Origin of the sequence: Parasutterella secunda (assembly GCF_016901835.1) — a bacterium.
Lineage (GTDB): Bacteria > Pseudomonadota > Gammaproteobacteria > Burkholderiales > Burkholderiaceae_F > Aphodousia > Aphodousia faecavium.
On sequence record NZ_JACJKX010000002.1, the window covers coordinates 106,250 to 120,697 of the forward strand.

At 49.9% G+C, this 14,448-nt stretch carries 13 protein-coding genes; 8 read left to right on the forward strand and 5 right to left on the reverse strand.

Annotated elements, in window-relative coordinates; translation table 11 throughout:
- The first annotated feature begins 17 nt into the window (after window positions 1-17).
- On the forward strand, window positions 18-2,072 hold the full coding sequence (recG, locus tag H5985_RS01830) for an ATP-dependent DNA helicase RecG (RefSeq protein ID WP_205049617.1): 2,055 nt from the start codon (window positions 18-20) through the stop codon (window positions 2,070-2,072).
- Window positions 2,073-3,029 (forward strand): LysR substrate-binding domain-containing protein, encoded by a 957-nt coding sequence (locus H5985_RS01835; RefSeq protein WP_205049618.1) that lies wholly within the window; start codon window positions 2,073-2,075, stop codon window positions 3,027-3,029.
- 47 nt (window positions 3,030-3,076) lie between these two features.
- On the opposite strand, the gene proC is transcribed toward H5985_RS01835, so the two are convergent.
- Both proC and H5985_RS01845 read right to left on the reverse strand, forming a co-directional pair.
- Window positions 3,077-3,892 (reverse strand): pyrroline-5-carboxylate reductase, encoded by an 816-nt coding sequence (gene proC / locus H5985_RS01840; RefSeq protein ID WP_205049619.1) that lies wholly within the window; start codon window positions 3,890-3,892, stop codon window positions 3,077-3,079.
- Window positions 3,893-3,901: 9 nt separating this feature from the next.
- On the reverse strand, window positions 3,902-4,597 hold the full coding sequence (locus tag H5985_RS01845; protein ID WP_205049620.1) for a YggS family pyridoxal phosphate-dependent enzyme: 696 nt from the start codon (window positions 4,595-4,597) through the stop codon (window positions 3,902-3,904).
- Between the two features lie 73 nt (window positions 4,598-4,670).
- On the opposite strand from H5985_RS01845, the gene H5985_RS01850 reads away from it, so the two are divergent.
- Window positions 4,671-5,264: an epoxyqueuosine reductase QueH gene (locus H5985_RS01850; protein WP_205049621.1), complete on the forward strand. Its 594-nt coding sequence runs from the start codon at window positions 4,671-4,673 to the stop codon at window positions 5,262-5,264.
- A gap of 1 nt (window position 5,265) precedes the next feature.
- On the opposite strand, the gene lgt is transcribed toward H5985_RS01850, so the two are convergent.
- Entirely contained in the window at window positions 5,266-6,054 is a 789-nt protein-coding gene (lgt, locus tag H5985_RS01855; RefSeq protein ID WP_205049622.1) for a prolipoprotein diacylglyceryl transferase, read from the reverse strand.
- Between the two features lie 98 nt (window positions 6,055-6,152).
- Here lgt and thiM point away from each other — a divergent pair, with 98 nt between their 5' ends.
- The 5 genes from thiM to H5985_RS01880 all read left to right on the forward strand — a co-directional run bounded on the left by thiM (window position 6,153) and on the right by H5985_RS01880 (window position 11,557).
- The gene (gene thiM / locus H5985_RS01860) at window positions 6,153-6,941 is read left to right on the forward strand and encodes a hydroxyethylthiazole kinase (RefSeq protein WP_205049623.1); all 789 of its coding nucleotides are present in this window, start codon (window positions 6,153-6,155) and stop codon (window positions 6,939-6,941) included.
- 13 nt (window positions 6,942-6,954) lie between these two features.
- A complete protein-coding gene (gene thiE, locus H5985_RS01865) occupies window positions 6,955-7,605 on the forward strand; it encodes a thiamine phosphate synthase (protein ID WP_205049624.1) in 651 nt (216 codons plus the stop codon).
- 76 nt (window positions 7,606-7,681) lie between these two features.
- Window positions 7,682-9,133 carry a DUF2868 domain-containing protein gene (locus H5985_RS01870; protein WP_205049625.1) on the forward strand — a complete coding sequence of 484 codons (1,452 nt, stop codon included), beginning with the start codon at window positions 7,682-7,684 and terminating at the stop codon, window positions 9,131-9,133.
- Between the two features lie 9 nt (window positions 9,134-9,142).
- A complete protein-coding gene (locus H5985_RS01875; protein WP_205049626.1) occupies window positions 9,143-10,594 on the forward strand; it encodes a GTPase domain-containing protein in 1,452 nt (483 codons plus the stop codon).
- 177 nt (window positions 10,595-10,771) lie between these two features.
- A complete protein-coding gene (locus tag H5985_RS01880) occupies window positions 10,772-11,557 on the forward strand; it encodes a transporter substrate-binding domain-containing protein (protein ID WP_205049627.1) in 786 nt (261 codons plus the stop codon).
- A gap of 64 nt (window positions 11,558-11,621) precedes the next feature.
- Here H5985_RS01880 and secF read toward each other — a convergent pair whose 3' ends face one another.
- Window positions 11,622-12,557: a protein translocase subunit SecF gene (gene secF, locus H5985_RS01885; RefSeq protein ID WP_205049628.1), complete on the reverse strand. Its 936-nt coding sequence runs from the start codon at window positions 12,555-12,557 to the stop codon at window positions 11,622-11,624.
- Between the two features lie 14 nt (window positions 12,558-12,571).
- Window positions 12,572-14,446 (reverse strand): protein translocase subunit SecD, encoded by a 1,875-nt coding sequence (gene secD, locus H5985_RS01890; protein ID WP_205049629.1) that lies wholly within the window; start codon window positions 14,444-14,446, stop codon window positions 12,572-12,574.
- Between the last annotated feature and the right edge of the window lie 2 nt (window positions 14,447-14,448).

Below are 14,448 nucleotides of genomic sequence, written 5' to 3' on the forward strand. Positions count from 1 at the left end.
ACTTCGCGAGAACTTTCATGCCGATGGCCACCTATCCTCGAAAAAAAGGTGAAAAACTAGCTCCCTTATCCGAGCGTCTGGCAAAACTCGGACTCAATAAGGACTGGGACTACGTTTTGCATCTACCCCTTCGCTATGAAGACGAAACTTCTTTGACTCCGATTGCCCGATTGGAGGCCGGCCGCACTCAACAGTGCGAGGGAGAGGTCATTCGTTGCGAGAGAATTCGGCGGCCATCCGGTGAACAACTTCAAGCAGTGGTCTCTGACCCTACAGGCTCCCTGTACGTCAGACTGCTGCACTTTTACCCCTCTCAAGTCAAACAGTTGAGCGTTGGGCAAAAAGTAAGACTCTACGGTGCAGTTCGCGAAGGTTATTTCGGGTTGGAGATGATGCACCCGAAAATTCGGACCGCTCTCACCGGCGCCGCTCTTCCGACAAGCCTTACCCCTGTGTATCCGGCCGGAGAAGGTATCACTCAGACGTGGCTGAGAAAGCGAATTGCCCGAGCTCTGCTCGATGTCGAAATCAAGGATCTGATTCCAAGACCTGTTTTGTCCGAATTGAAGCTTCCTACTCTTTCAGACGCTTTACATTTCATCCATCATCCTCCGGTCGGAGCAAGCCTGGAAGCATTGCAAGCAAAAACGGACCCTGCCTGGATACGTTTGAAATTCGACGAGTTGGTTGCTCAACAAATCGCACTTAAATACTCCCGTTCGCTCAGATCAGTCTACCGTGCCCCTCAGTTGGCCCCCGAATTACATCCGAGCACAGATCGACTTTTCGATCAACTGCCTTTCTCACTGACTCGGGCACAGGTCAGAGTTTTTGATGAAATCAAAAGCGATATGGCCCGAATCATCCCGATGAACCGCCTGGTTCAAGGCGACGTAGGAAGCGGTAAAACGGTGATAGCTGCCCTTGCGGCAACGCTTTGTATGGATGCGGGCTTTCAAGCTGCCTTAATGGCCCCGACAGAAATATTGGCCGAACAGCATTTTGAAAAGATTTCTCAGTGGCTCAAACCCCTTGGAATCAAAATTGTGTGGCTAGCCGGTAAACAAAAGGCAAAAGAGCGCAGTGAAGCTCTCTCGAGCATCGCCTCGGGCGAAGCACAGTTGGTGGTCGGCACTCACGCACTCATCCAAGACAGTGTGAAATTTGCCAACTTAGGACTGGCTATTGTGGACGAACAGCACCGTTTCGGGGTCGCACAGCGCCTGGCACTGCGTCAAAACCACGCAAGCCTCATGCCGCATCTGCTGATGCTTTCTGCCACGCCGATCCCTCGGACTCTAGCCATGAGCTATTTAGCCGACCTTGACATCTCCGTTATTGATGAATTACCGGCTGGCAGAAAACCCATTACCACCAAACTCATCAGCTTGAATCGTAAAAATGAAGTCATGTCGGTCATTAACGATCAGGTTCGTCAAGGCCGACAGGTCTACTGGGTCTGTCCGCTCATTGAAGAGAGTGAAAAAATCGACCTGACCGCTGCCACGCAAACATTCGAAGAGTTGCGCTCCTATTTGCCGAATTTACGAATCGGTCTGGTCCACGGCGCTCTCAATGCCGAAGAAAAGCAGTCCGTCATGCAAACATTTAAAGACGGTCAATTAGACGTACTCGTGGCAACCACCGTCATTGAAGTGGGAGTGGATGTTCCGAACGCGACACTTATGGTGATTGAGCACGCCGAGCGTTTCGGTTTAGCACAACTGCACCAATTGCGAGGCCGTGTCGGTCGGGGGGCCGAAAAAAGTTTTTGTGTGCTACTCTACGGAGAGTTATCTGAAACGGGTCGTGAGCGACTCAAAGTCATTCGGGAGACGAACGATGGCTTTGAGATCGCACGACGGGACTTGGAAATCCGAGGTCCCGGAGAATTTTTAGGAGCCCGCCAGTCCGGTGTCCCGCTTTTGCGCTTTGCCGATTTGGAAACCGATGCAAAATTGCTTGAATCAGCCCGAGACTTTGCCGATCGGTGGCTCAGAGAGGATTCCGACAATGCCAAGCGTCATGCCAAACGTTGGTTTAGCGGTTACGAAGAGTTTTTGGAGGCATAAGTGACACTCACAGAATTGAAATACATCATTGCCGTTGCCAGAGAACGCCATTTCGGCCGTGCGGCAGAGTCTTGTTTTATCTCCCAACCGTCACTGTCCGTGGCGGTCAGAAAATTGGAAGAAGAACTGGGCGTGCATATTTTCGAGCGTCGTTCTCAGGAAGTTTCCCTTACACCCGTAGGCGAAAACATTGTCGAACAAGCCCAGAAAGTTCTTGAAGAAGTGCGCCGTATCGAAGAATTGGCTATCCAAGGTAAAGATCCTCTCTGCGGACCTTTGCGGCTCGGCGCCATCTTCACAATCAGTCCCTATCTCATGCCGGGGCTCGTGCATAAAATGCTTCAACTGGCACCTAAAATGCCTTTGATTCTGTCGGAAAACTACACGGCCAATCTCCTTGAACAACTTCGTTCGGGTGAAATCGATGTTGCCATCATGGCCCTGCCTATCACCGAACCGGGACTGATGTTTATGCCTCTGTATGATGAGGATTTCGTGGTTGCTGTGCCTCATGATCACCCGTGGGCTGAGCGCTCTGAAATTCACCGCGATGAGGTCCGCTCCGGAAAACTTTTACTTTTGGGTAAGGGGCACTGCCTTCGCGATCAGATTCTTGAAGCCTGTCCGGAGTCCATTCCCAGGAAAAACGGCGCGACAACCCTCCAACGGACAGTCGAAGGTTCATCTTTACTGACTATTCACCATATGGTGGCTCAGGGATTGGGCATCACGGTTTTGCCAAGCTCGGCTCTGAAGGAGACAAATGGCGATGAATTGATCAAAGCCATTCCCTTTGAAAAACCGGCCCCCACTCGTCGCGTCATCATCGCCTGGCGAAAGAGTTTTAATCGGATGCCGGCTATTGAAACCATTAAGAAAGCCGTTAACAGCTTGAATTTGGAAGGCTGCAAGACGCTGAATTTACCTCCGGTGAGTTCTGTTTCATCCGTCAATTAATTACGAAACGGGGATCCTGCCGGTCCCCGTTTCGCTTCAGTCAAAAATCAAAGTCGCCCGAGCTCATCGGCCAGCTGCTGACTGCGATCATAGGCAGCCTGGACAGCTTCATCCATCATTTCCATAAAGCCTTTTTCCTGCATCACACGCAAAGCCTCTGCCGTGGTTCCGCCTTTGCTCGTCACATTAATCCGTAGCTGGGCGGGAGAATCGGTACTGGAAACAGCCAGTTTTGCTGCACCCAACACCGTGAGAATGGCCATACGGCGAGCACCCTCACTGTCAAAGCCACGCTTTACGGCAGCCTCTTCCAATGCTTCAATGAAACGAAATACATAAGCCGGCCCCGATCCGGAAACCGTCGAGAGCAAATCCAACTCTTCTTCGCTCTTGACATTGATCACTTCTCCCATGGCACTGAGCACCGACTGGGCAAGTTTTTTTTTCGTTTCCAGAGCCGAGGGCACATACAGTCCGACGACACCGGCTTTGACCAATGCGGGTGTGTTAGGCATTGCACGAACCAAGTTGTCGCTGCCCAACCAACGGGCAATGTCTTTAATGCGTAGTCCGGCAGCGATGGAGATGAATAAAGCCTTCGAATTTAAAAAAGGACGAATCGATTCGATGGTTTGACGCATTCCCTGGGGTTTAACAGCCAGCACAACAATATCTGCCGACTTTAACCAATCGCCGGCTTCGAGATGAGTGTTAACGCCGTAGTCTTTGTGCAATCGCTCGCACTTCGGAGGATTGCGATCCATCACGTCGATAAACTCACCGGGGTAGTTTGCCGCAACTAACCCCGCCACCAAAGCTCCGGCCATATTTCCACCGCCGATCATGGCAATTCGATTTTGCATTCCTACTCCTTAAATTTTTGAAGAATAATTTCTTTGACCGAAAATGGATGAGCCGACACGCACGAGTGTGGCTCCCTCTTCGATGGCCCAGACATAATCAGCACTCATTCCCATCGAAAGCGTATCCAATTTAAATCCTTGGTTATTGAATCGGTCAAACAATGTTTTCATTTTGGCAAATGTTTTGCGTTTTGCAAGTTCCGATGCTTGTGCTTTCGGAATACACATCAGTCCCCTGAGTCTGAGCCGCGGCAGTGTCATCAATTCCGGCAATAAGTCTTCAAGCTCATTGACCGAAACACCGCTTTTGCTGTCTTCCTCATCAATATTGACCTCAACCAAAATGTTTAAAGGCGGCAGATCAAGCGGACGTTGATCGTTGAGTCTGCGGGCGATTTTGAATCGATCGACACTCTGAACCCACTGGAAATGTTCTGCTACCATTCGGGTTTTATTGGATTGAAGCGGACCGATAAAGTGCCATTCGAGCGGTACAGTGGGACTGTTGAGGTGGAAAAAATCCACCTTCTCGACCGCCTCCTGAGCGTAATTTTCGCCAAAGCACAATTGGCCGGCCTTTATGGCTTCGGCAATGGCCCCACAGGGAAACGTTTTACTGACGGCCAACAGCTTGACTTCACGCCCGTGAGCCGCTTTAAAAATATTTTCCCGAATCCTGGCAATATTGTCAGAAATACTGCTCATAAAAATCAAACCTCCGTCGATTTCAGCAGTATACAATTGCGACAAAGAAATCGTTGCGAGGTAGGGCCTTTTTATGACTGATGTTTTATTGCATTGTTGCTGCGCACCCTGCTCCAGTGCCATACTGGAGTGGCTCATGCAAAATGATTATCGGCCGACCCTCTTTTACTTCAATCCCAATATTTACCCGAATTCCGAATACGTGATTCGTAAAAATGAATTAAAGCGCTACGCTGAACATTTGGGAATTCGGGTCATAGACGGCGACTATGATCACAGTAAGTGGCGTGAAGCGGTGCGAGGTCTTGAGATGCAACCCGAAAGGGGTGAGCGCTGTCAGGTCTGTTTTAACTACCGATTAACAGAAACGGCCCGTGTGGCAGACCGGGAAAAAATCAAGCTTTTTACGACCACCCTGGCTTCGAGCCGTTGGAAAGATATCGAGCAAATCAACCGGGCCGGATTGGCTGCGCAATCGCTTTATCCGCAGACACAATTTTGGGATAAAAATTGGAGAAAGGGCGGCCTTCAACAACGTCGCAACGAATTGCTGAAAATCAACGGTTTTTACAACCAACTCTACTGCGGTTGTGAATTTTCGATGAGGCGGCTACCGGCAGAAAGCTGCGAGTTGATTCTCAAGCAGCAAACGCCCGACGAAATTTAAGTCAATGTTTTCTGGCAGCCCAGCCCCAAACGCATCCACCCAAAACAATCATGGGTAACGACAACCATTGTCCTTGACTTAAGCCCAGCGCCTGCAGGCCCAAAAACGAGTCGGGTTCGCGGAAAAACTCCACGGCAAAGCGGCAGATTCCGTAACCCAGACAAAATAATGCTGCCACCGTTCCTCTTGCCCTGGGTTTTGTTGAATAAATCCACAAAACAGCAAAAAGAAGCAACCCTTCGAGCCCTGCTTCATAAAGTTGAGACGGATGGCGAGGTAAACCGTCGGCTGCCTGCGGGAAAATCATCGCCAAGGGGAAATCCGCCGAACACACTCTTCCCCAGAGCTCGCCATTGATGAAATTGCCGATTCTTCCGAAAAACAGTCCCAATGGAACCAGGGGGACCACAAAGTCAGCAACATCCAAAAATCGCATCGCACGGGTTTTGGCAAAATAAAACATTGCCAAAATCACACCGATGATGCCGCCGTGAGCACTCATTCCTCCGTCCCAAATCCGAATGATCTGCGAGGGATAAGAAAAATAGAATTCCGGTTGGTAGAAAAAACAATACCCCAAACGACCGCCTAAGATAACTCCCAACACACCGAAAAAGAGAAGATCTTCCACTTTTTGAGCATCCATCATGCGCCAGGCATCTTTTTTTGCGCGCCAATTGCCCAAAAACCAAAACAGAGCAAAACCCACCAAATACATCAGACCATACCAATGCACAGACAAGGGACCGATGGAGATGGCAATCGGATCGAATTGAGGGTGTACCAACATAAGAGTTTTTTGTTTCAAAATTTCTTCGCAAGCATTGTACCGAGCCAATCTCTTTGTGGTATCGTCAATCGGTATTTTTTCTGTTTTGTTTTCCCCAAATGTTGAACATCCAAACTTTTTCTAAAGACGATTTTGATCGCTACTGTTCACACCTCGTGCAGACCCATCCTCTGGTTCACTGTATGACCAATGATGTGGTTCAGGAAATCACAGCCGATGTGCTTTTAGCCGCAGGAGCCTCTCCTGCCATGATCATCGACGAACACGAAAGCGCTGATTTTGCAGCGATTGCCGATTGTTTACTCGTTAATGTCGGCACCCTGACCGATGATCGTTACAAAGCCATGTTGCTTGCCGTTGAAGCCTGCTGCAGGCACTCAAAACCCTGGGTTCTGGATCCGGTCGCAGCAGGGCTTTTACCTTGGCGAGATGAACGTGTCTCAGAACTTGCTCGGAAAAAACCGACGGTGATTCGCGGCAACGCCAGTGAAATTTTAAGTTTGGCGGGAATGGGTCAAGGCGGACACGGTGTGGACAGCAAAGACGACAGCCGAGATGCAGTCAATGGGGCTGCAGCACTGGCAAAACGCTATGACTGTGTTGTTGCCGTGACGGGTGAAACGGATTTTGTGACCGATGGTAAGCGCCTGCTGAGTGTCTCCGGCGGTGATGTAATGAGCACATTGGTTGTCGGAACCGGTTGCTCATTATCGGCTCTAGTGGCCGCTTATTGCGCACAAAGCGATTGTCCGCTTGAAGCAACGGCGGCCGCTTTGAAGATGGCTAAGCTTGCTTCGGAAACGGCAGCCTCAGTCTCTCAGGGCCCGGGAAGCTTTCACCCCGCTTACCTGGATGCACTCTATCGCCTGGCTCGCAATCATTTTTAGCACTATTAGCACTATGAAGTTAAACAAAGTTTTGGACCTCTCTCTTTATTTAGTTCTTGATCCGATTCTGACTGAAAAAATCGGCATGGCTGAAACTGCGCGGTTGGCTGTAGAGGGCGGAGCCACCGTCGTGCAGCTTCGCGCCCCTCAGTGGAAGAAAAGAGCACGCTACGAATGTGCACTGGAGCTGAAAAAAGTTCTTGAGCCTTATCACATTCCGCTCATTATCGATGATGATGTGGATGTGGCCCTTGCTTGTGACGCTGACGGTGTTCATGTGGGGCAACAGGACTTGCCGGCTCATGTGGCGGGACAGCTTCTGGGACAAGGAAAAATCATCGGTTTATCCGTTAACAATGCAGATCAAATGAAGTCGGTTGATCCCAGTATCGTGAATTACGTCGGCGTAGGACCGATTTTCGCAACGAGTACCAAGCCGGATGCTCAGGCTCCGATAGGAGTAAACGGTTTAGAGCAGCTGATGCGAATTTGCCCCGTCCCTGCAGTGGCTATCGGTGGTATCAAATCTGAACACATTGAGCACATTGTCAAAGCCGGCGCCCAAGGAGTGGCTGTTGTATCGGCCATTTGCGGACAAGATCAGCCCAAAGAATGCGCCCGAAACCTTTATTCTTTGTGGAAATTACATTCTGAGAGCAAATAGCTCTTTTCTTTGACGCTTATATGCGGCATGAACAGCTAAAATTAACGGGATAAACTATTTCAATCATTTGATACACATGACTGAGGCCTATAAAAACATTGAACAGGGTCGCCTTTCCCTCAAAGATGCGGAAACGATCACTGCGGCTAAGCTGCTCGAAGAGAATCCCTCTCTCAGTTGGGAGAGCAGTGACGCCAATCGTGCCACACGACAAGCCGCACTAGCTGTCGGAGAAGAAGCCAGTGCAGCCTCCTTTTTAGTGGCTCGCGCCCGCATCGTTGAAAAGATGATCGTGGCAAAAAATCCTTCGGTCAAACCTATCAGTCTGAATTTCAGACCTCCAGCTTGGATAAACGGGGCGTTAATCGGCGTTGCCTTTTTCCTGGGCCTTTTTACCGATCAAATTGCCTCAGAGAGCTCGCGCATCAACTTACTCTCATTGCCGTTTTTCGGTGTCTTGATTTGGAACATTGTCGTTTACGTCATGCTCTTTATTTCAGGACTGCGGCATCAGTCAAAACGGGATTTCTTGGGATTACGGACGGTTTTGGGCATCATCGAAAAATCGCTCACCTTTAAACAGGTCCGCCTGACCCAATCGATCACTTCACTTCTGCAACCGTACATCATGCATTTCGTGGCACGGGCTTTTCATTTTGCTGCCTTTGCCTTTGTATTGGGCATGATCGCCAGCGTTTTGCTGCGTGGCGTGGGAACGGCTTATACGGTGGGGTGGGAAAGCACCTGGTTTGCCAACAACCCTGAAGTGGTTTACCAAATCATCGCTCTTACCTACGGCATCTTGACCAATTTCCTGGGCCCGATGCCCAACATTCTCGATATTGCCAACATGCGTTTTGACCGCCTGGCCGTCAATGCCGTCGATATTTCGGCCGGTTTATGGCTTTTGCGAATGATTTTTATGTTGGCTGTTTTCGTTGCCATCCCGCGCCTGGCTTTGGCTCTGAAACACTCACTGCAAATTTCAAAACTGGAGAAAAATTTCCCGCTGGATCTTTCTGACCGTTACTACGCAGACATTTTGCGCACCTGGCGCTCTGAAGAGATGACTCTTGAAGTATTGGTTTCCGAGCACAGCGACAATCCGCACAACATCGAAAGCGTATACCGGTTTGCCGAAGAACTCGGCTTTAACCTCTCGGAAGTCAAAACGCATCATTGGAACCCTGAAATTGATGATGCTCCGATCACGCTCACTGCCCAAAATCAGTCTCAGCAGGTTTGGGCACTGATGAATGCCACTACGACGCCCGAGCAGGAAGTCCAAGGCGAGGCATTGAGAAAAGTTAAAGAAAAATTAGGTTCTGTTCATCTGGTGGTTTTGGTTGACATGTCATCGTACATGGCCCGTTTCGGTGATTTCGGAGACCGAATTGAATCCCGAAAAGAACTTTGGAGAAACTTCTGCGAAAGTATCGGTTTACCGGTCGTGTTTTATCACTGCGGTGTCCGCCCCGATCAACAAACCTGTGACGAATTACGACTTGCCACCGGGCAAGCAAAATAGGACTGAACTATGTCTGATCAACAACTCATGCGCATTAATCTGAGTCTGGTGTCTCATACCAATATCGGTAAAACGACACTGGCACGAACCTTGCTCGGGCGCGACATCGGCGAGGTCGCCGACCGACCGCATGTCACCGAAACCAATGATGACTACGTGCTGATTCGGGCCAGTGACGGTTGCTCGGAACTGGTACTGTGGGACACACCGGGGTTCGGTGACAGCGTAAGATTGGCCAAGCGTCTGGAAGGACGTGCCAATCCGCTCGGGTGGTTTCTTGCTGAAGTTTGGGACCGTATGTCCAATAAAGTCCTGTGGCTTAATCAGCGCGCTCTGAAGCATGTCCGCGATACAAGCAGCGTCGTACTCTATCTTGTCAACGCCAGCGAATCGCCTCAAGCCTGTGCCTATATTGAGGCGGAAATGAAAATTCTTTCCTGGATCGGTAAGCCCGTTATCGTCCTTTTAAACCAAATGGGCAAGCCGCGTGAACAGGAAGTCGAAGAGGCAGAACTGAAGCGCTGGGTTGATTACATGGCCCAATATCCTTTGGTGAAATCGGTTTTACCGATGGATGCATTTGCTCGTTGTTGGGTACAGGAATTTGCCCTTTTTGATGCCATCGGCAATGTGCTCACTGAGGAGCAGAAAGCCACTTTTGAAGCACTTCGTGAAGCTTGGAGCCGTCAACGTCGAGCGGTTTATTCCACCTCAATCGAAGCCATCGCCAACTACATGACTCAACTGGCTGTCGATCACGAGGAGCTTTCCAACTATTCACTCACCGAACAAGTCAAAGACTGGGGCAGACGTCTGGGTGTCGTCAAATTACAAAGTGGACCGATTGAGGATGCCAAAAACGCGTTGGCAGCCCGCGCGGCCGATTGTCTTTGTGCACTCACTCAGCGCCTGATTGATGCTCACCAATTGGAAGGCTCGGGCGTTAAGCGCGAAATTTTGCGCCGCTTAAAAACCGATTGGACCATCAATACTGCTGCCAATCCGAAAGGGGCTGCAATTGTCGGAGCGGTAGGAGCCGGTGCGGCTACGGGGCTTGCTGCCGATATCGGTACCGGCGGGTTAAGCGCGGGACTGGGTACTCTTTTAGGTACAGTGATCGGCGCTATCGGCGGAGCTGGCGCTGCACTGGCTTATAACCAGGTCAAAGGCGTTCACGGAACTCGGGTTTCCTGGAGCAAAATGGCGCTTCAAAATTTCCTCCTTGAAGCCGTTTTACTCTATCTAGCCGTTGCTCACTTCGGCCGCGGTCGCGGTTACTGGGAAGAAAGCGAAGCTCCCGCTTTTTGGAAAGATGTCGTGATTGCAGAAATGAAAAAGATGCCCAATGAGTACGACACGACTACTCTTGAAGAGCCCGATGCCATTGAGTCCTTAAGTAAACAAACCACCGATACGATCATTCGTGGTGTGCTCTACGCTTTATATAAGAAAACTCCCTAATTTTCTATCTCCTAGAGGGCTCGCATTCGCTAGCCCTTTTTTTCTTAGTTGTTTTTGCCTAAAAACTCGGGAAAGCCCGTAAGAGAAGCGGCTTATCTGAACATTTCAAAATCATGAAAGAGCAAAGCGATTCCCCCTAGAATCTCAACATATTCTTTTATTTATTAAGGATGAAATATGCAAAAAGCCTCACGTTGTCTTTTAACTCTGTCGCTTTTAAGCGCTTTAGCAATCGGTTCTGTATCGACGGCCATGGCAGGAGAACGACTCGACAACATCATGGAAAAGAAAGTGCTTCGTGTCGGCACGCCGGGTGACTATCGTCCGTTTTCCATGAAGGAAGACGGCAAGTTTGTCGGGCACGACATTGAATTGGTACAAAAGATGGCGGATGTCTACGGCTGGAAAGTCGAGTTTGTCCATTCCAGCTGGTCAAACCTCGCTAAGGACATGGCTGACAACAAATTTGACGTGGCTGTCGGTGGCATCACCCGTTCACCCGCGCGAGTACTGACCGGGGACTTTCTGCCTGCTTATGCGCCTTTCGGCAAAGTGGCTTTAATCCATAAGAAAAATAAAGACAAACTCACCTCGTTGGAAAAACTCAATAGTCCTGACGTTACGGTCATTAAAAATCCCGGTGGTACAAATGAGCAATTTGTTCTTCAGAATCTGACCAAAGCCAAAATTCTCACACACGAAAAGAACTACGAAATCCCTGAACTCATTGCACAAGGTAAGGGCGATTTGATGATTACGGAAAATGCAGAAGCCAAGCTCTACGCAAAGAAGTTCCCGCAATTGCATGCTCAGTTTCTTGATCATCCCTTAACGCCCGTCAACTACATGGGCTTTTGGATGCCGACCGATGATGCGGACTATACGCGTGTCATGAACTATCTTTGGAATCTGATGGATCTCAGAGGCGAATTGAAATCCTTAGAGAAGAAATACGGGGTTTAATTCAGGTCACCATCACTAAAAACGGCGCTTGATGCGCCGTTTTTAGTGTTTACCTTTGATCAGATTAGGGTACCATTTCCTGAACCTGATCCTTCTTCACGGGCTTGACTAAGTCCTCACGCTTCACACCCAAGTACAGAGCGATAGCAGCGGCCACGAACACGGATGAATACACACCCAAGCAAATACCGATAGTCAAAGCCAATGCAAAGTAATGCAGAGCCGGACCACCGAAGAAGAACATCGCCAGCGTCATCGCAAGCGTTGACGAGTGAGTGATCACCGTACGAGACATCGTTGCCGTAATGGCCGAATCAATGATTTCAACCGTATCCATACGGCGCATCTTCTTGAAGTGCTCGCGAACACGGTCGAAAATAATCACGGATTCGTTAACGGAGTACCCCAACACAGCCAATACGGCCGCCAGCACCGGCAATGAGAATTCCCATTGGAAAAACGAGAAAATGCCCAAAACCAACACTACGTCGTGCAAGTTAGCAATAATGGCTGCTACTGAGAACTTCCATTCAAAGCGGAAGGCCAAATAGGTCACAATACCGATAACCACAAGAATCAATGCGGTTAACCCGTCTGTCGCCAACTCTTCACCAACTTGAGGGCCCACGAATTCCACTCGGGTCATCTTGGCTTCGGGTTCCGTTTTATTCAGAACCGCCATCACTTCCTGGGCCTGTTGTCCGGAGGATTCTCCTTCCACAGTCGGTAAACGGATAATGACGTCTCGAGCGGTACCGAAATTTTGTACGGCCGCTTCAACACCTAATCCGGCTTTAATCTGTTCACGAATTTGTTCCGTGGGAGCTGCCTGTGGATAGGTCACCTCCATCTGCGTACCACCGGTGAATTCAATCGATAACGCCAACCCACGGGTACACAGGAGAAATACGGCGATCAAAAACGAAATCAAAGAGATCGTATTGAAGACCTTGTCAAAGCGCATGAAATGGATCGTGCGCCGAATTCTAAAAAACTCCATACGTCAACTCCCTCTTAGTCCGTCGGCTTCCAAATTTGACCCACGTGCAGTCTCTTGAGCTTCTTCTGGCGACCATAAATCAAATTGATCACACCACGGCTCACCACCACCGACGTAAAGATTGAGGTCAAAATACCCAAACAGTGCACCACAGCAAAGCCTCTGACCGGACCGGAACCGAAAATCAACAAGGCAATACCGGCAATCAAACTGGTGACGTTGGAGTCCAAAATCGTGGCAAAAGCCCGATCGAAACCCTCACTGATTGCCTGCTGAGGCGAACGGCCTTCGCGCAACTCTTCACGAACACGTTCGTTAATCAACACGTTGGCGTCCACTGCCATACCGAGTGTCAAAGCAATAGCGGCGATACCCGGCAAGGTTAATGTGGCTTGAAGCATAGACAACAGTGCGATCAACAACATCACGTTACAGGTCAATGCAAAGACTGAAACAGCACCGAAAACCTGATAGTAGAGAATCATGAAGACCGACACCACGGCAAAACCGTATAGCGTCGAGCGGAAGCCTGCTTCAATGTTGGCCGCACCCAAACTCGGACCGACCAAACGTTCTTCGATGATTTCCATCGGAGCAGCCAGTGAACCGGCACGAAGCAGCAAGGCCGTATCGGTGGCTTCGGTTGCCGTCATGCGACCGGAAATCTGCACGCGCCCGCCGCCGATTTCCTGACGAATAACCGGTGCGGTCACCACTTCGCCTTTACCCTTTTCAAAAAGGATAATGGCCATGCGCTTACCGACGTTTTCACGCGTCACGTCTTGGAAAATACGAGCGCCGCGGCTGTCCAGCGTCAGGTTAACGGTCGGTTCCTGAGTTTGCTGATCGAACCCGGGCTGAGCATCATTGAGATTGTCACCCGTGAGCACGACTTGGCGCTTGACCAAGATGGGCACGCCTGCACGGTCTAAATAACGCTCGTCGCCGAAAGGAACGGTACCGGCTGCCAACTGAGCATAGGCTTCGGGCGAGTCATCCACCATACGAATTTCAAGCGTTGCGGTACGACCCAAAATTTCTTTAGCCTTAGCTGTATCCTGCACGCCCGGCAATTGAACCACAATACGATTGGCACCTTGCTGGGCAATCACAGGTTCTGCAACGCCCAATTCGTTAATACGGTTATGCAAAGTGGAAATGTTTTGCTTTAAGGCGTAATCGCGCACTTCACGCAACGACGCATCGGTCATGGTCGCTACCAGGCGATACGTTTGGCCCTCGTCACGATCTTCCAAAGTCAAATCGTTGTGAGTGTTGCGCAACAGATCACGAGCTTTATCGCGTTCTTGAGCGGAACGGAAAGCAATTTCAAGCGAAGTCCCGCTGCGGGTGATACCGGCATGACGGATGCGTTGATCACGGAATTGAGAGCGCAAATCGCTCGCCAGTGCATCGGCACGCTTTTCAATAGCCGCATCCATATCCACTTCCAGCAGGAAGTGCACACCACCGCGCAAGTCCAGGCCCAAATACATAGGTAATGCACGCAGGCTCAAGAGCCATTGCGGCGTATTCGGCACCAGGTTTAAGGCGACCACAAAAGTGGGATCTGCTTGATCGGGATTAAGTTCACGTTCGATGACTTCTTTGGCTTGAAGCTGCAATTCTGCTTGCGTCGGCTCAAAGCGGACACGAATCGTGGATTGTTGAGCACCTTGTTCAAAGAAAATGCCGTTGGGTTCAATCTTGGCATTGGTCAGTGCGCTTTGAACACGCTCATAGATATGTTCATCAACTTTGACTGTTGCCTTTTGGCTGGAAATCTGCACGGCGGGCGATTCACCGAAGAAATTCGGCGCCGTATAGATCATACCGATCACCAGTGCAACGACAATGATGATGTATTTCCACAATGGATAACGGTTCACGT

Coding starts and splice junctions, on each gene's coding strand:
- recG (WP_205049617.1), top strand. CDS start 18: ATGCCGATGGCCACCTATCCTCGAAAAAAAGGTGAAAAACTAGCTCCC.
- proC (WP_205049619.1), bottom strand. CDS start 3,892: ATGCAAAATCGAATTGCCATGATCGGCGGTGGAAATATGGCCGGAGCT.
- H5985_RS01845 (WP_205049620.1), bottom strand. CDS start 4,597: ATGAGCAGTATTTCTGACAATATTGCCAGGATTCGGGAAAATATTTTT.
- H5985_RS01850 (WP_205049621.1), top strand. CDS start 4,671: ATGACTGATGTTTTATTGCATTGTTGCTGCGCACCCTGCTCCAGTGCC.
- lgt (WP_205049622.1), bottom strand. CDS start 6,054: ATGTTGGTACACCCTCAATTCGATCCGATTGCCATCTCCATCGGTCCC.
- thiM (WP_205049623.1), top strand. CDS start 6,153: ATGTTGAACATCCAAACTTTTTCTAAAGACGATTTTGATCGCTACTGT.
- thiE (WP_205049624.1), top strand. CDS start 6,955: ATGAAGTTAAACAAAGTTTTGGACCTCTCTCTTTATTTAGTTCTTGAT.
- H5985_RS01870 (WP_205049625.1), top strand. CDS start 7,682: ATGACTGAGGCCTATAAAAACATTGAACAGGGTCGCCTTTCCCTCAAA.
- H5985_RS01875 (WP_205049626.1), top strand. CDS start 9,143: ATGTCTGATCAACAACTCATGCGCATTAATCTGAGTCTGGTGTCTCAT.
- H5985_RS01880 (WP_205049627.1), top strand. CDS start 10,772: ATGCAAAAAGCCTCACGTTGTCTTTTAACTCTGTCGCTTTTAAGCGCT.
- secF (WP_205049628.1), bottom strand. CDS start 12,557: ATGGAGTTTTTTAGAATTCGGCGCACGATCCATTTCATGCGCTTTGAC.